At 44.2% G+C, this 20,566-nt stretch carries 20 protein-coding genes; 14 read left to right on the plus strand and 6 right to left on the minus strand.

The annotated features are described in order from the left end of the window. The first annotated feature begins 48 nt into the window (after positions 1–48). Positions 49–828 carry a GNAT family N-acetyltransferase gene (locus CA598_RS14640; protein WP_094876975.1) on the plus strand — a complete coding sequence of 260 codons (780 nt, stop codon included), beginning with the start codon at positions 49–51 and terminating at the stop codon, positions 826–828. Positions 829–891: 63 nt separating this feature from the next. On the opposite strand, the gene CA598_RS14645 is transcribed toward CA598_RS14640, so the two are convergent. Beyond that, a complete protein-coding gene (locus tag CA598_RS14645; RefSeq protein ID WP_179281616.1) occupies positions 892–1,524 on the minus strand; it encodes a hypothetical protein in 633 nt (210 codons plus the stop codon). 302 nt (positions 1,525–1,826) lie between these two features. Here CA598_RS14645 and tkt point away from each other — a divergent pair, with 302 nt between their 5' ends. Next, positions 1,827–3,869 carry a transketolase gene (tkt, locus tag CA598_RS14650; protein WP_094876976.1) on the plus strand — a complete coding sequence of 681 codons (2,043 nt, stop codon included), beginning with the start codon at positions 1,827–1,829 and terminating at the stop codon, positions 3,867–3,869. A 33-nt stretch (positions 3,870–3,902) separates the two neighbouring features. Continuing rightward, positions 3,903–4,220 (plus strand): pyrimidine/purine nucleoside phosphorylase, encoded by a 318-nt coding sequence (gene ppnP, locus CA598_RS14655; RefSeq protein ID WP_094870650.1) that lies wholly within the window; start codon positions 3,903–3,905, stop codon positions 4,218–4,220. Positions 4,221–4,478: 258 nt separating this feature from the next. On the opposite strand, the gene CA598_RS14660 is transcribed toward ppnP, so the two are convergent. Beyond that, entirely contained in the window at positions 4,479–5,381 is a 903-nt protein-coding gene (locus CA598_RS14660) for an NAD(P)-dependent oxidoreductase (RefSeq protein WP_094870649.1), read from the minus strand. A 234-nt stretch (positions 5,382–5,615) separates the two neighbouring features. Between CA598_RS14660 and CA598_RS14665 the strand changes: the two genes are divergently transcribed. From CA598_RS14665 to CA598_RS14675, 3 genes are all read left to right on the plus strand, one after another. Beyond that, positions 5,616–6,971: a glucose-6-phosphate isomerase gene (locus CA598_RS14665; RefSeq protein ID WP_042124930.1), complete on the plus strand. Its 1,356-nt coding sequence runs from the start codon at positions 5,616–5,618 to the stop codon at positions 6,969–6,971. Between the two features lie 132 nt (positions 6,972–7,103). Next, on the plus strand, positions 7,104–7,736 hold the full coding sequence (locus tag CA598_RS14670; protein ID WP_076284084.1) for a YigZ family protein: 633 nt from the start codon (positions 7,104–7,106) through the stop codon (positions 7,734–7,736). 4 nt (positions 7,737–7,740) lie between these two features. Then, complete coding sequence (locus CA598_RS14675; RefSeq protein WP_094870647.1) at positions 7,741–8,322, plus strand: TetR/AcrR family transcriptional regulator; 582 nt, start codon at positions 7,741–7,743, stop codon at positions 8,320–8,322. Positions 8,323–8,462: 140 nt separating this feature from the next. Here the strand turns inward: CA598_RS14675 and CA598_RS14680 are convergent, their stop codons facing one another. Then, positions 8,463–8,864 (minus strand): secondary thiamine-phosphate synthase enzyme YjbQ, encoded by a 402-nt coding sequence (locus CA598_RS14680; RefSeq protein WP_094876977.1) that lies wholly within the window; start codon positions 8,862–8,864, stop codon positions 8,463–8,465. A gap of 206 nt (positions 8,865–9,070) precedes the next feature. Here CA598_RS14680 and cysT point away from each other — a divergent pair, with 206 nt between their 5' ends. From cysT to CA598_RS14705, 5 genes are all read left to right on the plus strand, one after another. Beyond that, the gene (gene cysT, locus CA598_RS14685; protein WP_042185592.1) at positions 9,071–9,886 is read left to right on the plus strand and encodes a sulfate ABC transporter permease subunit CysT; all 816 of its coding nucleotides are present in this window, start codon (positions 9,071–9,073) and stop codon (positions 9,884–9,886) included. Beyond that, a complete protein-coding gene (locus CA598_RS14690; RefSeq protein WP_094876978.1) occupies positions 9,883–10,680 on the plus strand; it encodes a sulfate ABC transporter permease subunit in 798 nt (265 codons plus the stop codon). Before cysT ends, CA598_RS14690 begins: the two co-directional genes overlap by 4 nt. Position 10,681: 1 nt before the next feature. Further along, positions 10,682–11,746 carry a sulfate/molybdate ABC transporter ATP-binding protein gene (locus tag CA598_RS14695; protein ID WP_042124940.1) on the plus strand — a complete coding sequence of 355 codons (1,065 nt, stop codon included), beginning with the start codon at positions 10,682–10,684 and terminating at the stop codon, positions 11,744–11,746. A 190-nt stretch (positions 11,747–11,936) separates the two neighbouring features. After that, on the plus strand, positions 11,937–13,004 hold the full coding sequence (locus CA598_RS14700; RefSeq protein ID WP_094876979.1) for a sulfate ABC transporter substrate-binding protein: 1,068 nt from the start codon (positions 11,937–11,939) through the stop codon (positions 13,002–13,004). A 208-nt stretch (positions 13,005–13,212) separates the two neighbouring features. Next, positions 13,213–14,004, plus strand: a complete 792-nt coding sequence (locus CA598_RS14705; RefSeq protein WP_094870644.1) for an MBL fold metallo-hydrolase — start codon at positions 13,213–13,215, stop codon at positions 14,002–14,004. A gap of 29 nt (positions 14,005–14,033) precedes the next feature. On the opposite strand, the gene CA598_RS14710 is transcribed toward CA598_RS14705, so the two are convergent. Then, on the minus strand, positions 14,034–15,245 hold the full coding sequence (locus CA598_RS14710) for a sugar efflux transporter (RefSeq protein WP_094876980.1): 1,212 nt from the start codon (positions 15,243–15,245) through the stop codon (positions 14,034–14,036). A 300-nt stretch (positions 15,246–15,545) separates the two neighbouring features. On the opposite strand from CA598_RS14710, the gene CA598_RS33340 reads away from it, so the two are divergent. Both CA598_RS33340 and CA598_RS14720 read left to right on the plus strand, forming a co-directional pair. Next, on the plus strand, positions 15,546–15,731 hold the full coding sequence (locus tag CA598_RS33340; RefSeq protein ID WP_179283671.1) for a hypothetical protein: 186 nt from the start codon (positions 15,546–15,548) through the stop codon (positions 15,729–15,731). A gap of 1 nt (position 15,732) precedes the next feature. Further along, entirely contained in the window at positions 15,733–17,532 is a 1,800-nt protein-coding gene (locus CA598_RS14720; RefSeq protein WP_094876981.1) for an ABC transporter ATP-binding protein, read from the plus strand. A 248-nt stretch (positions 17,533–17,780) separates the two neighbouring features. Here CA598_RS14720 and CA598_RS14725 read toward each other — a convergent pair whose 3' ends face one another. Continuing rightward, positions 17,781–18,584 carry a Cof-type HAD-IIB family hydrolase gene (locus CA598_RS14725; protein WP_060624902.1) on the minus strand — a complete coding sequence of 268 codons (804 nt, stop codon included), beginning with the start codon at positions 18,582–18,584 and terminating at the stop codon, positions 17,781–17,783. Positions 18,585–18,596: 12 nt separating this feature from the next. Next, entirely contained in the window at positions 18,597–19,544 is a 948-nt protein-coding gene (locus CA598_RS14730) for a DMT family transporter (protein ID WP_094876982.1), read from the minus strand. 229 nt (positions 19,545–19,773) lie between these two features. Between CA598_RS14730 and CA598_RS14735 the strand changes: the two genes are divergently transcribed. Then, the gene (locus CA598_RS14735; protein WP_094870640.1) at positions 19,774–20,487 is read left to right on the plus strand and encodes a metal-dependent hydrolase; all 714 of its coding nucleotides are present in this window, start codon (positions 19,774–19,776) and stop codon (positions 20,485–20,487) included. The last annotated feature ends 79 nt before the right edge of the window (positions 20,488–20,566 follow it).

Genomic DNA, 20,566 nt, shown 5'->3' on the forward strand with positions numbered 1-20,566 from the left:
CATGTTAATGTTGAAGCATTGTATCAAACATTGATAGGGGTAGGAGATATGATTCGAGAGTTAACACCAGCCGAAATGAAATCAATCTTGAGTTTGATAAATAGGGAACAACATTTTTTATACTATTCATACCTTACAGCTCGTAAGCATAATTCGGTACACTATGGACATTTTACTGAACAGGGGGAGCTGCTCGTTGTATTTGCCTTTTTAAGGGGGCTCCCATTCTATGCTTTTTCCGTATTCCCTGTGGAGAAGTCTTTTTGTCTCCGGTCCGTGCTTTCATTTATGAAAGAACAACTGAATTTACCTGACAATGCTGTCGGTAGCGCAATCGTTAATGAAGAAGTTATGGATGTACTTGATTCACAGCTTGAGCTTGTTAAGTCTCCCAAAAAGCTGCTTCTAATGAAGCATATCCATCAAGAAGCGTTGCCACCGGTGGATAAAAGCGTTTTACCTTTGGGTCATTCTTATTTTGAGCTTATTGAGTCGAAAATGGCCGATTTAGAAACAATGGCTTTTTCAAAAGAAGAATTGCAGTATCCGTTCTATGGTGTGATGGAACAACATGAGCTGATTGCGGTAGGTGGATACCATATTTATAGCGAGGATTACGTTGAATTGGGGAACATCGGCACGGATGTAAGATGGAGAAGGCAAGGCTACGGAAAAAAGATCTGCGCAGAGCTCACCCGAGCGGGGAGAAGGGTTACCTCCAACGTGTATTTGAATGTCCTTGAAGAGAATACAGGTGCAATTTCTCTATATCAATCGATCGGTTATGAACTCATGTGCAGTCAGTACATGGTTGAATTCGTTATTTGATGGTTAAAAAGGACTAAGCGGAATTACATTCCGCTTAGTCCTTTTTAACAAGCATTGAGCCTTTTATACGACCCCTTCAGTCCGGTCTTCATTTATTCGCATCATTCGTGCGGCAACCGAAGTATTATGTAATGGTAAAGAAGATGCACGGGCAGAGGCTCTCTGAGCTCTACGTAAATAATACGATAGCTTGCCAGTAAAAATCTTATGTGCACAGAGTGAAAGAGCGAAATCTTCCGGTGTAACGAAGCAGGAAGGCTTATTCACAGGCTGAACTGCAGTTTCTTCAAATAAAGAGGCAACGAAATGGGAACAAAAATAAGCATTTTCTCTATCGATTTTAATATTTAGAAGCACACCTATTAATCCTAAAAGATGGTATTTATAACGCTCCTGATTTTGCATCATCCCTTGGACGTGATTGTACATCGTATCGTATTCCTCAGCGCTAACACGCAACTGATAGATGGAACAATTAGCACTGTTATAAAAAGGGTCGATAAAGTTCTCCTGGATTAGTCCTGCCACAAATGGATTGTGCATTTTTTTTCTTCCGAAGCTGTATACCTCCCGCAGTTCACAGTCAAAGGCGATCGAAGCATGATTCAGATCGGCTTTTGTAAACCACTTTATAAAACCACTAAAGGCCGTACCTGTACCGGTAAGCACAATAAAGATGTCCTTATTCGAACTCATGTTCAAAATTCCTTTCCACTAGGAAATGTTGGGTAATGCATGAAAATTATGCTTAACTAACTCCATCTTACTGTATATTTGAGCATTGTAAAACAATCTTTAGTCGTAATTAAAAACTAGACCATAGACTAGTGCAATTCTGGCTTGTCTCATAGTTCATGTGTGTATATAAATACGTCGATATTGCAAAAGATAAGCTGTTCAAATAAAGAGTTTTTAAAAACAATTGGAATTGCTTCCACACTAATGATACAATAAGAGTCAAAATGACATTCTTGAGATTTCAGAGGAGGAACTATTAAATGAGTGAACAAGAACAAGCGATTCAAAAGGAAGAAAACTCAACTGTAGATAACCTGTCCATTACAACGATTCGTACTTTGGCGATTGACGCCATTGAAAAAGCAAACTCCGGCCATCCAGGTATGCCAATGGGTTCTGCACCAATGGGCTACCAATTGTTTGCAAAAACAATGAAACACAACCCTGATCATCCGACATGGGTAAACCGTGACCGTTTTGTATTGTCCGCAGGACATGGTTCTATGCTTCTATACAGCTTGTTGCACCTTAGTGGTTATGATCTTCCTATGGAAGAATTGAAAAATTTCCGTCAATGGGGCAGCTTGACTCCAGGTCACCCGGAAGTGGGGCATACCGCTGGTGTTGATGCTACAACAGGTCCACTTGGACAAGGTATTGGTATGGCTGTTGGTATGGCTATGGCTGAAGCGCAACTCAGTGCTACTTACAACAAAGATGAACATAAAGTGATTGACCACTATACTTACGCTATTTGTGGTGATGGTGACCTGATGGAAGGGATCTCTTCCGAGTCCGCTTCACTCGCTGGTCATTTGAAACTGGGCAAATTGGTTGTATTGTATGATTCAAATGATATTTCCCTTGATGGTAAATTGAACCTCTCGTTCTCCGAGAACGTGGCTCAACGTTTTGATGCTTATGGCTGGCAAGTACTTCGCGTTGAAGACGGAAATGATCTTCCTGCTATCGCCAAAGCGATTGCTGAAGCTCAAGCTGAGACTAGCAAACCGACATTGATCGAAGTGAAAACTGTTATTGGTTATGGTAGCCCTAACAAACAAGGTAAAGGCGGCCATGGCGGTACTCACGGTTCCCCACTTGGAGCAGAAGAAGCTAAGCTTACCAAAGATTTCTACAAATGGGTATACGAAGAAGATTTCTATGTACCTGACGAAGTTCGTGCTCATTTTGCAGAAGTGAAGAAAAACGGAATCGCAGCTAACAAAGCTTGGGATGACAAATTTGCGGCTTACAAAAAAGCATATCCAGAGCTTGCTGCACAATTTGAAACAGTAATCAACGGCGATCTTCCAGAAGGCTGGGATGCTAACCTTCCAACTTACACTACTGAAGATAAAGCAGTATCTACTCGTGTAGCTTCCGGTAGTGCACTTAATGGTCTGACTGCTGGTGTTCCTCAGCTTGTGGGCGGTTCTGCTGACTTGGAAAGCTCCACTATGACACATTTGAATGGTTTGACATCGTTCACACCAGAATCTTATGATGGCCGCAACATCTACTTCGGCGTACGTGAGTTTGGTATGGCTGCTGCCATGAACGGCATTGCACTGCACACGGGTCTTAAAGTATTCGGAGGAACATTCTTCGTGTTCACAGACTACCTGCGTCCAGCCATTCGTTTGGCTTCGATCATGAAATTGCCAGTAACCTATGTACTGACACATGACAGTATTGCAGTTGGTGAAGATGGTCCTACGCATGAACCAATCGAACAATTGGCTTCCCTGCGTATCATCCCAGGTCTGACTGTTATTCGTCCGGCTGATGCTAACGAAACTTCAGCAGCATGGGCTTACGCTATGGAAAACAAAGACAATCCGGTCGCTTTGGTTCTGACTCGTCAAAACTTGCCAATTCTTGCTGGAACAGTTGATGGCGTTCGCGAAAACATCAAACGTGGTGGTTATGTTGTCTCTGATTCCAAGAATGGCACTCCACAAGCACAACTGATCGCTACTGGTTCTGAAGTACAGCTGGCTGTTAAAGCACAAGCTGCTTTGGCTGAAGAAGGTATCGATGTTCGTGTAATCAGCTTGCCAAGCTGGGATCTGTTCGAAAAACAAGATAAAGAATACCGTGATTCCGTTATTCTTCCAGGAGTTAAGGCTCGTCTTGCAATCGAAATGGCACAAACCTTTGGCTGGGAACGTTACACTGGTGACCAAGGCGATATCCTCGGCATCACTACTTTCGGAGCTTCCGCACCTGGAGACAGAGTAATGAAAGAATACGGCTTTACTGTTGAGAATGTAGTTAGCCGTGTGAAAGCACTTCTGTAATTAACTGAATAATCATTAGGGGGAGAACAAGTAATGAGTCAGTTTAACAACGCAACGATTGAAAAAGCAGCCAATGTATATTATGGCGGACAAGTAACCAGCCGTACGGTAATCTTGCAGGATGGAACTAAGGTGACGCTTGGTATCATGTTGCCTGGTGTATATGAATTTGGTACGGATGGTCCTGAAATTATGGAGATTCTGTCCGGCGATCTTAAAGTGCTGCTTCCCGGCACTGAGGGTTGGCAGGAGATTAAGGGAGCGGCAACGTTCAATGTCCCTGGCAACTCAAAATTTGCGTTGGAAGTATTTGAAGTAACTGATTATTGCTGTTCTTACCCGGTTCTATAAGTGTTTTGAAAATCATAAAGACAGCAACGCAGCGATTCTCCTGTTAATGGAGAACCGCTGCTTTTTGATTTTTAGTGGCGATGCAGAGTCAGCTGTGACCGATAGCAATGGCTGTGGCTTGTTGCTGCAAAAGTTACTCTAGCAAATTTCCATTAACAAACAAAATTCCCATATAGAAAGACCGCCTCACACATTTGAATAGTCATGTGTGAAGCGGTCGTAAATGTTTCTAACTAGAGTAGGTTTTAGTTTTTGAATTTATTTATCGGATACAGTAGAACCCATTTTTTGTCCGATCCACTCTTCATAGCATTTCACTACAGCGGAGAGGTCTTCGTCGCCATAGCCTTGGGTAAACCCGGCTTGGAACATACTTTTGGCTAGTCCCAGCATTGGAGAAGGGACGCCTGTGAAATCGCTGTGGGCGGAGGCTAACTTCAAATCCTTTAACATTAATGCAAGGGAGAACTGATTGCTGAAATCATTTTCTATGATTTTACGGCCTTTAAGCTCTGCTTGTTTGCTACCCGCAGAACCAAGCTGCACTAGTTCAAGGAATTTGTCAGCTGGAACACCTGATTTTACAGCGATAGCGAACCCTTCAGCCAGGGCAACATTATGAATGCCGACCATAGCATTATGAGCCAGCTTGGCTACAGCACCACTGCCGTTCTCACCCATATGTATCAGCTTTTTGCCCAAAGTATCGAAGATATCGCGATGCTGTTCTATGACTTCAGCACTGCCGCCAACCATGAACACCAAGGTTCCTTCAATAGCTGCCGGCTTGCTTCCAGTCACTGGAGCGTCAAGGAAATGTCCACCCCGGGCTTCTACAGCAGTGGCAATTTCGTGAACTAGTCCTGGAGAAATTGTGCTGGAATCAATAATTAAACCGCCTGGCTTAAGCGCATCTAGAATACCATCTTGACCATAAAACACTTCACGAACCGAATCATCATTACTGATCATGGTAATAATAACATCCTTACCTTCAGCGGCAGCACGTGGCGTAAGAGCGGTCAGGGCACCTTCTGCTTCAAGAGGTTTACATTTAGCTGCCGTACGGTTGTACACTGTCACCTGAAAGCCGCCACGAAGCAAGTTGGAAGCCATTGGTGCTCCCATTGTTCCAAGTCCGATAAAACCGATTTGTTTCATTTGTATAGCCACCTTCCGTTTTCTTCATTCTATCACGGCACTTAGGCCAGCACCACAGCTCAGCCTTGCCTAATGATGCGGGAAACGCTTCCATGAAACTTTCGAAAACTTGGTTCTAAAGCCCGGGATGTGCCCTAAGACCTTGCCAGTCAAGGCAAATTAAAGTATCCTAATTATAAAGTTGTAACAAGCGGTTTCAAATTTAAAGAGATAAACAGGAGGTTTCCATTACCGATGTCTAAGAAGATTAATTTTGACTACACCAAAGCCCTTTCTTTCTTTAACCAACAAGAAATTGACAACCTTGCCGCTCCAGTTAAGTTAGCGCACGAACAGTTGCATAATAAGACTGGTGTAGGTTCCGACTATCTTGGATGGATTGATCTTCCATCAGCTTATGATAAGGAAGAATTCGCACGCATTCAGCAAGCCGCAAAGAAGATCCAGAGCGATTCCGAAGTACTGATTGTAATTGGTATTGGTGGTTCTTATCTGGGAGCACGTGCAGCGATTGAAGCGCTCTCGCATTCTTTTTACAATAACCTTTCTAAAGATAAGCGCAAAACTCCAGAAGTTTATTTCGCTGGTAATAACATCAGTTCTACATACATCACGCATTTGCTTGATTTAGTAGAAGGCAAAGACTTCTCCGTGAACGTAATCTCCAAATCAGGAACTACGACTGAGCCAGCCATTGCTTTCCGCATTTTTCGCGCAGCTCTGGAGAAGAAATATGGTAAAGAAGAAGCTCGCAAACGTATTTACGCTACTACAGACAAGGAAAAAGGTGCCCTTAAGAAATTGGCTACTGAAGAAGGTTATGAATCCTTCATCATTCCAGACGATGTAGGCGGACGTTACTCCGTATTGACACCTGTAGGCTTGCTTCCAATCGCTGTAGCAGGTATTAACATTGAAGAGATGATGCAAGGTGCTGCTGCTGCTGCGGATGAGTTCAATAATCCAGATGTAGCTACTAACCAAGCTTATCAATATGCTGCAGTTCGTAATGCGCTGTATCGCAAAGGTAAGACAACTGAAATCCTCGTTAACTATGAGCCTTCCTTACACTTTGTATCGGAGTGGTGGAAACAATTGTTTGGCGAGAGTGAAGGTAAGGATTTCAAAGGAATTTATCCTTCTTCCGTTGATTTCTCTACGGATCTACACTCCATGGGTCAATTTATCCAAGAAGGTAACCGTAATATTTTTGAAACGGTAATCCAAGTAGATCAAGTGGCTCATCATGTGACCATTGAGAACGATCCGGATGATCTGGATGGTTTGAACTTCTTAACAGGAAAGACTATGGATTTCGTAAATAAGAAGGCTTTCCAAGGTACGATGCTTGCGCATACAGATGGTCAAGTACCTAACCTTATCGTTACTATTCCTGATCAAACACCATACACATTTGGTTATTTGGTTTACTTCTTTGAAAAAGCTTGCGGCATCAGCGGTTACCTGCTCGGTGTTAACCCATTCGACCAACCAGGCGTTGAAGCATACAAGAAGAATATGTTTGCGCTACTTGGCAAACCGGGTTACGAAAAAGAAAAGGCAGAGCTGGAAGCAAGACTTACTGAATAGTATTGCAGCAGTATTTTAGAGACCATTCATACTAGTGTAAGTCACCAGGAGCAGTCCATAGGTAATCCAATACCGGGGGCTGCTCCTGACATTATATGAAGACATCATATGTATATAAGGACTGGAATAATTATGTTAGAACAATATCGAACGGTGCGCTCTTCCGGTTCCAAGGAAGTCGTAATCCGCAAATCTCGCTTCATTGGTCATGTTATGCCGGTTGAGAATGAAGAAGAAGCATTGTTGTTTATCGAAGACATCAAGAAGAAACATCGGGACGCAACGCATAACTGTTCTGCTTATGTGATTGGGGAGAGAGACGAAATCCAGAGGCAATCGGACGACGGGGAGCCGAGTGGAACAGCCGGCAAACCGATTTTGGAAGTAATTCGCAACCAGGGAGTTAAAAATGTCGCAATTGTTGTTACCCGTTATTTCGGAGGCATTATGCTGGGTGCCGGAGGGCTGATTAGAGCTTATACGGATGGGGCAGTGCTTGCGCTTGAAGCAGGAGAAGTAATCACCCGTGTGCTAAGACGAGAGGTATTCGTAGAAATTGATTACACTTGGCTAGGCAAGGTGGAGAACGAACTTCGGGGAAGGGGTATTCAGACCGGCGAGACTTTATTTACCGATAAAGTAACGTTGTTATGTTTACCGCGAAATGATGAGGGAGACGCATTTATGGCATGGATAACAGATCTAACCCAAGGGCAAGCCTTGGTAACAGAAGGGCGGCGGATTTACTACAGCGAAGGGGATTAGGTATATGGCAAGGAGAGCAGTGGAGCAGGAGTTGTCGAGGGAAAGAATACTAGAGGCCGCTAGGCATCTGTTTATTACCAAAGGGTATCGAGCGATTTCAATGCGAAGCATCGGTCAGCATTTGGGATACAGCCACGGCTCTCTCTATTATCATTTCAAAGAGAAGGCAGAGTTGTTCTACGCCATTGTTGTCGAAGATTTTAATCATGTGGCTGCTTTACTGAGCCAAGTAATGAATAAGCCACCTGAAGAAGGTATGACTCGAGTAGAGCAGCTGATTATGGAGTTTATAAGGTTTGGATTAGATCATCCTTATCAGTATGAAATTATGTTCATGATTCGTGATGAAGAGCTGCTGGCTTATTGTAGAGCAGAGCAGGGACGATGTTTTGATTTATTCTCAAGTATTGTACGCCGTCATATGAAGGAAGAGGGATATGTATCCGAGGATTGGCAGAACGTTCCGCTAACCTTGTTCTTATCCGCTCACGGATTTATATCTTATTATATCCAAGATAAAGTATTGTTTGAGGATGTAAAAGAGGCAGCATCAGCTCATATCAAGGTTTTATGTCGCAGCCTTTAACATGCTGTTTTTTTTATAAGTTTACACTTTAAAGCTGTGCATTGGTATAACACTACTTCTCTGCTTGGTCAAAGTAATATTTGATTCTAGTTATATTTTAATGGCCGCTCCGTAGCAATAACGGAAGCGGCCATTCATTGTTATCCTTCAATAATCTTTAAGAAACATTGTCTACGTCTTGGTCCATCAAACTCACAAAAATAAATACCCTGCCAACGACCAAGTAATAGTTCGCCATCATGGATGATTATGCTCTGGGAAGGTCCGGATGTAATAGACTTAAGGTGGGAGGCAGTATTGCCTTCAGCATGTCGATAATTCGGATGCTCCCAAGGGTAGACTTCATCCAAACGCATCAGAACATCATGCCTCACATCAGGATCTGCATTCTCATTGATTGCAATTCCTGCGGTGGTATGTGGACAATAAACTACGATCACCCCGGTACGCACCCCGTTTTTTTTCACAAAAGAAATGACTTCACGCGTAATATCCCGTAATTCATCCCGTTTCGTTGTAGTGATCTCCAGTGTATGCAGCATAATCATTCCCCTTCCTGTGATGTGCCACTTTTTCCTAATCTGTGTTATATATATTTTACCCCAAATTCACTTGAAAGTAATTGACGACAACGAGAAGGATTTGGTAAAGTAGTAATATTATAAAACCAAGTATATAAATAGGAATAATTAATGGAGACGTTGGTTAGTATACCGACCGGTTATCCGGAGGTGGGAGGGCAAAATCATTGAATTCGCTGCTTAGACACAAAGGTTGGACTTGGGGTTTTCGAACTACAATTTTGCTCTATTTTGTTGTATTGATCGTGCTGCCTATACTTGGGGTCTATTACAACTCTTTTTCACTGGGTTTCGGTAATTTTGTGGAAAGCATAAGCGACCCGATTGCCTGGAAGTCGGTGCTGTTAACCTTAAAGCTGGCGATCATCGCTACTTTAATTAATGTCTTTTTAGGAACAATGATTGCCTGGGTTCTTATTCGTTATCAATTCATTGGTAAAGCATTGCTTAATAGTCTTGTGGATTTACCATTTGCACTGCCGACGGCAGTTGGTGGTTTGATGATTTTACTCTTGCTTGGACCTGGCAGTCTTATCGGCAAGGCTGCAGAAGCGCTTGGTTTTGAAATAGTTTTTCATCAACCGGCTATCGTAATTGCTATGGTCTTCGTAACCTTTCCTTTCGTGATTCGAGCGGTTCAGCCCTTGCTGGAGGAACTTGATCCATCCGAAGAGGAAGCGGCATATACAATGGGTGCCAAGGGAACTAGAGTCTTCTGGCATGTTATTCTCCCCTCTATGGCTCCTGGGATGATCAGCGGTGGAATGCTCGCCTTCTCGCGGGCACTTGCTGAATTCGGCGCTGTAGTCCTCGTAGCAGGCAATATTCCAGGTCGTACACTCGTATCTTCTGTTTTTATTTTTGGTGAAGTTGAAAGTGATAATCCAGTTTCCGCAGCAGCGGTTTCTGTCATTCTCTTGACCTTATCTTTTCTCATTCTTTGGCTCATTAATATGCTGCAGATGCGGGGGAGACGCTCATGAGAAAATTGTGGATCGGTCTCACTTACTTGGTGTTTTTTCTGCTAATCGCTGCGCCACTAGGGAAAATGGCTATAGGTGCTTTTAGTGAAGGATTTGGTGGTTTCTGGAATGCTCTGACTAGGCCTGAAGCGCTGCATGCGCTTATGATGACTGGGCTTGTTGTGATCGTAGTTACGTTATTAAATACGTTGTTCGGAATTATGATGGCGCTGTATCTTGTCCGGGCGAACTGGATAAATAGACGTCTAAAGGGCTTGCTTAACAGTGTTGTTGATTTGCCTTATGCTGTGTCCCCTGTTATTGGCGGGCTGATGATTGTTCTGTTGCTGGGTCCGGATAGCACCTTGGGTGCGATTTTTGAAGGGATTGGGCTGAAGATCGTCTATGCCATTCCTGGAATGATCATCGCCACCTTGTTCGTAACCTTTCCTTTAATGGTGCGTGAGGTAATGCCGGTGCTTCAGGAGATTGGTTCACAGCAGGAGGAAGCTGCTTCTACACTGGGCGCTCGTGGCTGGACAATTTTTTGGAAGGTGACTTGGCCTTCGATTCGTTGGGCGGTTGTGTACGGAGTCATCCTTACGGTGGCTCGTTCACTAGGTGAGTTCGGGGCGGTGCTCGTGGTCTCGGGTAACATTATGAACAAAACCCAGACGGCGACGACGTTAGTCTATCAGGATGTTGAGAATTTTAATGTAACGGCTGCTGGAGGAATAGCGCTAGTTCTGGCTGCATTTTCCGCAGGTCTACTGTTATTGATGGAATGGACCAAGAGAAGAAAGGAAGTGCAGTAATATGCATGTTGAAGTGCGGGGATTAAATAAGCATTTTGGAGATTTTCATGCGGTCAAGGATGTCAATTTCACCATTACTAAAGGTCATCTGATCGGACTGCTTGGCCCGAGTGGTGGCGGTAAAACTTCGATTCTTCGTATGCTCGCAGGGCTGGAGACACCGGATAATGGCGAGATTATTTTTCATGGTCAGACGGTTAATAATCTTCCTCCTCAAGAGCGCGGGATCGGCTTTGTCTTTCAGAACTACGCATTATTTAAGCATATGACTGTTTTTGATAATATTGCTTTTGGATTAAAAGTTAAAAAGGCCAGCAAAACTGCCATTCGTGACCGTGTTATGGAACTGGTGGAGCTTACGGGGTTAAAAGGCTTCGAGAAGCGTTATCCGCATCAGCTATCTGGTGGACAACGTCAACGTGTGGCCTTTGCCCGTGCACTTGCGCCTGAACCACAGCTACTGCTCTTAGATGAGCCGTTTGCAGCTATTGATGCGAAGATCCGGCAGGAGCTGCGCGCTTGGCTGCGTGAGCTGATTGAGCGTGTTGGCATCACTTCCATCTTCGTAACGCATGACCAAGACGAAGCGATTGAAGTTGCGGACGAGATTATGATCATCAACCAAGGGCAGTTGGAACAAAAGGGTACACCTTGGGATATTTATAAGGAGCCTAAAACACCGTTCGTGGCAACTTTTATCGGGGAGTCGACACTGATTGAAGATGCTTCTGAGGTGAAAGGCTTTAAAGGCGCTGGAGACGGTAAGCCTACCAAAGCACTTATTCGTCCTGAGTATATTGAAGTTGGTAACCTGCATGAGTTCAAGATGGCTTCAGCTACGGAAAAAGGCGTCGTAAAGCATCTGCATTTCCGTGGAAGCGAATGGCTCGTTGAGGTTGAAGTTAATGGTCATAAGCTGGTTACTTACCGTTCCTTAGAGAAAGAAACCTTGCAGCCGGGACAGGACATCTCAGTCCTTGTGCACCGCGCTTACCTGTTTAATGATGAGCGAAGCTGGATTCAGGAGAACAACCTGAAAGAAGATCCGATGCCGATATTTATTTAAAATAAAAATAAATAAAATGATTTTCAATTTTTTTGAAAAGTAGCGAATGTGATGAGGAAGGATTAGAGGAACTGATGTGAAGGTATGAAGTAATGGAGTGGAAGCGGTAGTTACTTGATTTTCAGATTCAGCCGTAGAGCTACTTTCAAAGAAATATTTAAAATCATTATCTCGAAGGATGTGGGCCGCAATGAATTTCAAAAGGAGCAGACAACTGCACGGATGTTTTGCTGCCCTAATGCTGGCCATACTCACGCTGGCAGCAGTCGGTTGCGGGAATGAGAAGGCGATTACGACGATGGCAGATCCTTCGAAGCAAGGGGATGTTACGCTAGTCGTTGGCGCATACAGTGTGGCTAAGGATGCGATGGAAGATATTTTGCCGTTATTTGCAGCGCAGTGGAAGGCGGATACTGGACAGGAGATTCATTTTCAACAGTCCTATGAAGCTTCAGGAACACAGGCACGTGCAATCGTAGGCGGGTTCGAAGCGGATGTTACACTGCTAGCCATGGAAGGTGATGTCGAGAAGCTGGTTAAGGCTGGACTTGTAGCGCCAACGTGGAAAGAGCAGGGGGAACAAGGCATGGTGACACGTTCGGTAGTCGCACTTGGTACCCGTGAGGGAAACCCCAAAGGAATTCACGATTTTGCGGACTTAGCCAAGCCAGGGATTAAAGTGTTATACCCAAATCCCAAAACATCCGGTGGTGCGCAGTGGGATATTAACGCGATCTATGGGGCTGGTCTGAAGCTGTCAGAGGAGCAAGAGGGCACTAAGGATCCAGCAGCAGCGAAAGCTTTTTTAGAAAGTGTACATGCCAATGTGGAGTCTTTGGATAAGAGCGGACGTGCATCTATGGCTGCCTTCGAGTATGGAGTGGGTGATGTCATTGTCACCTATGAGAATGAACTGCTGGCCCGGATTGCTCAGGGTGTTAAATATGAAGTGATTATTCCTAAAAATACAATGCTGATTGAGAACCCAGCGGCTGTCGTAGAGAAGTATGCGGATAAGCATGGGACACGCGCGGCAGCAGAAGCATTAGTTGAATTCTTGGTGACCCCACAGGCACAAGAGATCTTTGCAAAATATGGCTTTCGTCCCGTAGATAAACAGGTCTATGTGGAGAACAAAAGCCGCTACCCGGATCCAACGGGTCTCTTCGATATCAATTATTTAGGGGGCTGGGATGAGGTGCGAAGCACGCTTTATTCCAAGCGGGGGATTTGGTATCAGGTACTTGCCGGAATATAGGTAGACGTGTAAAAATAGAGTCATCCTAGCAGGGCTCCTGCTTAAGGGATGACTTTTTTGACGAGAGTATATATTTGGGACCCCCGCAAAGTACCTGAGTACGCATCGAAGCAAAGCTCCACTTTGTGGGATATTTTGGTGAGCATCTTTAAGATAGACATATGATAATTTAAGACTTCCTTGATGGGAACTGAAGGAGAGATAGATTATGGATACGTTAGTATTTTTGGGTACTGGGGATGCCATGGGTGTTCCACGGATATATTGCAGCTGCGAGACCTGCACAGAAGCAAGGGAGCATGGGAGCAATACAAGGCTGCGTTCCTCTGTACTTATAGATAATGGCAGTGACTTTCTAGTGATTGATTGCGGGCCAGACTGGCGACGTCAGATGGAGGCGCAGGGAGTACGGTATATGCGAAGACTGCTGGTGACACATGCTCACTTTGATCATATTGGCGGGCTACCGGAATGGGCAGATGCTTGTCGATGGACTGGCATTAAGGGTGAACTGTATACTCCAGCAGAAGTTATTCCTATTATCGAACGGCAATACCCTTGGCTGCGAAATCACATCGAGATGATTCCCTGTGATGAAGGAATAGAACTGGACGGCTGGAAGATAGATACCTGGAAAGTAAACCATGGTAAGAATGGTTATTCGTATGCCTTTCGGCTAGAGAAGGATGATTATACATGGGTGTATTGTCCTGATTCCATTTCTTTAGGGGCTGAGGAGACACGCCTGATGCATGGTGCCGACTTGCTGGTTCTAGGTACAAGCTTCTATTACGAAGCGGCGGAGCTATCCACTCGCTCTGTGTACGACATGACCGAGGCAGCGGAGCTGCTGCAAATCGTGAAGCCTAAAAAGGCAGTTTACACCCATATGTCGCATGATGTAGATATGAGAGAAGCATATATTTTACCGGAGAACGTTACTCTAGCCCAGACAGGTATGAGAATTCCAATAAACAAAAGCCCATTCTCTTCACTTTAGAAGAGAATGGGCAAGTAGAAATAAACGGATTAAACAGTTAATTGTTCTGGTTCATTTAAAGGGTGACGTCCGCTTACTGCAAGCATGATTAAGGAAATACTGATGAGTATAAAACAGAGTACAAATGAATACCGGTAACCAACAATACTGGCTAATCCCCCGCCAACAAGACTACCAATCAGTCTGCCAATTGTGGATGAATTAGAGTAAAGCGTGGATGCATACCCAGGCATGGTTGGCAGCAGATCCTGGATGTAGCTAATGCCAATCGCTGAAATAACAGCTACGAAAACGGCGAGTAGAACTTGGGCTGCAAGCATCTGCCACATCGATCCTGAGAAAATGACAACGAGATAATATGCTCCTCCTAAAATGGCCCCGCACATCATCAAGGCTCGGTTACTGTACTTCGCACTGAGTAGACCGAGCATAATCATAAATGGAATTTCCAGCGCAGCACATATACTGCTGACTAGACCGACATCGCTTGTCGTTCCCCCCAGATTGTTTGTAATAAAGAGAGCAGTATTGATGCTGCTCGTCCAGTGAGCTACATACATGAGTATCAGAATCAGAAAAGGCAACAGAATATTGCGGTTCTGACTGAGCCGGAAACTTTTCACTTTTACTTCAGCCTTGTTGCTGCTCAGCGCTGTATTTGATTTGAGAAATAAGAAAACGAGTAAGGCAACAAGTAGGAATACTCCGATCGTACCCGTGAAAATCCCCTTAAACCCAACAGCAGCGATTAGCAGGGTGCCGATTAAAGGACCTGTAATAAAGCCGAGAGAGAAAGCAGAACGCAAGGTAGAATTAGCAAACGCAGTATCTGTAAAATTGCTCTTATTCACTGCTTCTCTAGCAATGGCGAACAATTGAGGCATCCCTGGTGCACCGAGGGCGGTGAACACAATCATGTAGATGAACAAGATCGTGAAATCCTGAATGAGCAAGTACCCGCTATAAGCCAGCGCATTACAGAGCGTGGCAACAAGGTAAATGTGCTTTCGATTCAAACCAAGGTCCGAGCGTCTCCCGATTAGCGTACTGATCCATATTCCGGCAATTAACGTGGTGGCTAGAAAAATACCAAACAATCCGACAGATACGCCAAGCTGTTTTGTGAAATAAATGGATAAGAAGGGTGCGCTGAGTGAAATCCCCATTCCCTGCAGTAACATACATAAAAAGAGTAAGGCGTAAGAGGGAATTGAAAATAGTGCAGTAAGTCTTTTGATCATGTTGTGAAGTTACTCCTCTATTTTTGTTAAGATAATCAAACTGGTTCTAGTATACATGAAAAAGACAGCAACAATATATATGCGATTTGACTAGAAACCTCTACGATATGGCTTCAGCTGTGATTTTTCTATGATATAACGGGGACATCATTCGGGCAAATCCAGCCTGTGGATATCCCTTTTGTGATTTCTATTTCATTCTGTATTCAGAAATAGGTATATGCTTTATAATCAGAAAAGATAACAGTCTTATATTTACAAATATAGAATAATTAACAACGATAGGAAGGGAAATACCTGATGAATAATCCTGTTGATCCGATTCTGATTGAATTTTCAGAGAGCTTTGAACCCGAGCGTCTGCTTATTCGCGCCCCTTTGTGGGGGGATGGAGCCAGTATGAATGTGGCTATAGCTGAAAAGGCCAGACTGGATTTTTTAAAGTGTAATCAGTTATATATGCGGATTTTGGGAGAGGGTTGGTAGTTTGAAGCAGAAAGGTGTTTTCTCAAGATTAAGTACATACATGTTAAGGCACAAGCTCTTATATACGGTTTTATTATTTACGACTTTATTTGGTATTGTTCTGGATTTAACGATTGCTTGGCTGCTATCAGTAATTACGGATGCGGCGGTTAGACTTGATGTGAAAGCTTTTAAGGGTCTGGTTATATTCGGATTAATCTACTTATTAGTGAGTGCAATCAACGGTTACATCGATCGATATCTCAAAAATAAAATTTCAGCTAAGATCAGAAATGAACTGCGGCTAGATATGATGCGACATGCTTTAGCTCTTCCTCAGTCTTATTTTGACCGTAATCACTCCGGAGATTTGTTGTCCCGCTTTACTAATGATAATCAATCTGTGGGTAATGCTACCGGCGAGGTAATGATTGATTTAATCCGTAACCCTTTGCTTGCTCTCGCGGCTTTTGGTTATTTGCTCTATATTAACTGGCTACTGGCATTGATCTGTTTTGCAATGGGGCCTTTGATGTTCCTTACGGGAAAAATTTTTGGTTCAGCGATGCGTGAGAACAGTGTGAAGATTCAGACTAATATGAGCAAGATTACTTCCTTTTTGCATGACATTCTAGGCAGTAGTATGGTGTTTAAATCCTTTAACATTGAACGCAGACTAATGAAGCAATATCAGGAACATAGTGAGAATATCACTTCCGAAGAATTAAAACGGGGAAGAATTGAAGGAGCTACTGGCTCATTCTCCTCTTTTCTGGGAAACTTTACGTTTCTTCTGGCGCTGGTCGTGGCTGGTTATTTTGTGGCAAAAGGATCCCTTGAGGTCGGTGCGATGATTGCTTTCATCCAGCTCATGAATTATTTAGTGATGCCGTTCTCGGCATTGCCAGGACTGATCAATTCGATGCAGCAATCACTTGGGGCGGCGGGACGGATCTTTGAAGTGTTGGATAGCCCTGTAGAAGTGGAGGCTTTACCCGAAGCAGCTACGAAGCAGCCTGAATTTGAGCGTATGGTCATGTCCTCGGTATCCTTCTCTTATCCGGGAGCGGAGAGACGTAGTTTGTACAAAATCAGCTTAGAGCTTCAAAAAGGGGCTCAAATGGCAATTGTGGGACCGAGCGGTGGAGGGAAATCTACGCTTTTTAAGGTACTCCTTGGGTTGTATGAATCTGATGAGGGTGATGTATTTATAAATAATGAGAAGACAAGCGAGATGAGTTTAGCTAAACTTAGGAGCCACTTCTCTTATGTGCCGCAAGAGTCAGGGCTTTATACAGGAAGTATCCGTGATAATATCCGAAATGGAAATCCAGATGCAGATGAGCATGAAATTCTGGAAGCTTTGCGGCAAGCGAACGCTTATGATTTTGTAATGGAGTTACCGGAGGGTCTCGATACAGATATTGGTGAGGAAGGCTCGCGCCTGTCCGGTGGACAACGCCAGCGACTATCGATTGCGAGAGCGATTCTTAGGAACTCTCCAATTTTGTTGCTGGATGAAGCTACTGCTGCGCTTGATAATGAATCGGAGAAGCTGGTGCAGCAAGCGATTCGTAAATTAATAGGAGACAAAACCACACTCGTTATCGCTCACCGTCTATCAACGATTCAGAACGCTGATGTCATTCTAGTGATGGAGAACAGTGAAATTGTAGAGAGTGGTACCCACCAGGAGCTACTTGCGGCAGAAGGAAGATATCATGATTTGTACTATTCTCAGCTGGAAGAGGAAGAGGCTGGGGAGGGTGAGCAAGAGTCATTGGAGTTTGCATCTACAGGAGTACCGAGCTTGCTGAAATAACAAAAGGGTGTTGCACGTCATAAAATATGGCGTAGCAACACCCTTTTGCTTAAGAAAGTGAATTTATATAGATTGAACATTAACTCTATATAAGTTGAACTTTAAAATATTCTAAAAAGGGAAAAGTGAAGGAGGGGAAATCTGGTGACAACAGTGGCCGGAAGTCCAAACATTCCCCGCAGTCTCGCACTTACCTGAATAGAAAAATCTTAAGTTTAACGTATATAAAACTATTAAGTTCAGCCGATTTAATTCACTTTATTGAGTATGAATTTATCAATCGCGTATTTTACGCCATCTTCATTGTTGCTTAGGGTTATGAAATCAGCAATTTCTTTCAGCGCAGGAATAGCGTTCGCCATAGCAACGCCAAGACCAGCAGCCTCAAGCATCTCATGGTCGTTCCAAGAGTCACCCATAGCCATAGTCTCGGAGAGATCACAACCAAAATGATTGGCTAGGAATTCAAGCGCAATTCCCTTGGTTCCTTCATGATGCATGATTTCTAGGAATTGTGGTTTGGATTTGGTAATATGCACGGAATCGCCGAGCAATTCACGTAGAATTGGAGCCAGCTCATCCAAAAATGCAGGATCGTCGATAATCAGCATTTTTGGTGTTTTTTGTGGGACAAGTTTTTCCCAATCTGGTTCAATATAATATGGCGTTTTGTTCAGGTCTGTATAATCTTTGATCTTCTGGTTGTCTTCACGGGCATACAGCTTGTCGTCAATGTAAGTTTGCAAATGCAGATTATGCTCCACGCAGTAAGTGAACAGCTTGTGTACCGCATCTTGTGGCACGTAACGCTCATATAGTACCTTTTCATCGAGCAAGTTCTTAACGAGTGCGCCTTGGTAAGTGATGATTGGCACGTTAAGTCCAGTTTGACGTGCAATGGCTTGCGCAGAAGCATAAGCTCGGCCTGTAGCAAGGGTTACAACAACGCCAGCGGCTACAGCCTCTTCAAGCGCAGTCTGTGTAGCGGGTGTTACTTCCTTGTCATCGTTAATTAGAGTGTCATCAATATCAATCGCGATCAATTTGTACATTTGTCTCTCTCCTTATCTCTTTCTAAATAAATGTAATTTGGAAAAATAATTCTTCTTATGTTGATTCTGACCCGGTTCCGGACTCAGCTCTGCCATAAGCATAGCTCCCAGAATACAACCACAACCGAGCAGAGCGGACAACCCAAGCGTTTCGCCGCCAAAGGCTAAGCCTGTCAGAACAGCGAATACAGGTTCTGTGGCATAAATAATGGCTACCCGGGAAGGCGTAGTGTACTTCTGGCAGGCGGTTTGAATCCAGAAGGCAAAAGCGCTGGTAGGACCAATAGAGATTAAAAGTGCCCAGAGAACGTCCGGGTCCTTGATAAGCTCTGCGCTGTGGGCAAGCGGTGAAGCTCCTTCAAAGATAAGCGAAGCGACTATGCTGAACAGTCCAACGAAGGCGAGCTGCAAGGTTGCCAGCGGCAACGCCGGATAATGAGGTGCATAAACGCCAGTGTATGCGACTTGTAGCGCAAAAGCTATGGCGCAGAGCAGGATCAAAGCATCGCCTTTATTCAGGGACAAAGCAGAACCGGTGAAGGTCAGCAGATAAAGACCTATTGCGGCAAGCGCCGCGCTGAACCAAGTGTAACGTGAAATGGCATGCTTTAGTAGCGCCAGAGAGAGAAACGGAACCAATACGACCGACAGACCGGTAATAAACCCGGTATTGGAGGTGGTTGTATATAGAAGTCCCATGGTCTGGAAGCCATAGCCCATAAACAAAAAAAGGCCTAGCAGCAGAGAATCGCGTACCATGCGGAAACTTAGCTGTTTCCACTCCTTGCGGTAAAAAATAAAAGTGATTAGAGCCAGCAACAGGGCAGCACCTGTAAAGCGGATGCTGTTAAACGCGAGTGGAGGGAGCACTTTGACAGCATTTTGAACAATCAGAAAGGTGCATCCCCACATCATCGCCACAAGTAGCAGGCTGAAATCGGCCATACGGGAACGCTTCACTTCTTAGGTCATCCTCTCTTCGGCAAATGCCGTCCTTGTAAGAACGACAAGGTCAAGTTGTCCAAATTGTATCGTATAATCATGGGGAGGACAAGATAGGAATCGCTCAAAGGCTTATATTTAAAGGGATTTAAGGGATAAGGCTAGACAAAAAAACAGGGTCTTGATATACTTCGATAACCGCACATTTGTTCTTGTTTTTCGCATCTTAGAAAGGAGCGGTTTCACCATGATGGGCAGATCCCATTTAATAATCAGCACTGGGGTTACCCTATCTGTAATGAGTTTGATGGCACATGAGATTACAATTCCAGTGATTGCGGTCGCAGCATTGAGCTCTTTGTTGCCTGATATTGACGAACCGAATTCGCTGCTCGTGCGCAAAGCGATTCCAGAGTTTCTATTAAGAGTGCTGCAAATTGCTTTGATAGGCGCGGCGATCTACCTCTATTTTGCCGGAATCGTGGAACGTCCTTGGAATATTGTGCTTGCACTGCTAGTTGGAAGTGTATCTTTCCTTCCCAGTCGAAAGCTGCGCCATTTGGTCATGATCTTGATTGCCATAGCACTCTTTGCCTTCGGGGAAGCCTATGATCCATGGAACTACATTGCAGCGTGCGTGCTTGTAGTCTCATCGCTTGTTCCTCATCGTGGACTGACACATACCTTGTATGGAGTTGCGGGCTGGAGCGCCTTATTGTATTTTGCCTCAGCGGGTATAAATGATGGTGGCAGTCTGTGGATAGCTGGCGGTATGTCGTACGCACTTCATCTACTGGCAGACTCCCTTACTCAAAGAGGAATTACACCATTGCCGCCAGTACCCTTTAAGCTGCGTCTAAAGCTAATGAGTACAGGCACGAAAAAAGGTGGAGCCGTAGAGAACATCTGCATCATGCTGACTCTAGCGTTCGTTGTCTATGTATTTATACTTTCTCCTTGAACTAAAATGAATATGAAAGAGGGGCTTGTCTATTCTTTACGCAAATTGCGCATAGGATAAGCAGGCCCCTTTATTTTTG

The organism is Paenibacillus sp. VTT E-133291, from assembly GCF_002264395.1.
GTDB classification, from domain to species: Bacteria; Bacillota; Bacilli; order Paenibacillales; family Paenibacillaceae; genus Paenibacillus_AQ; species Paenibacillus_AQ nitricinens.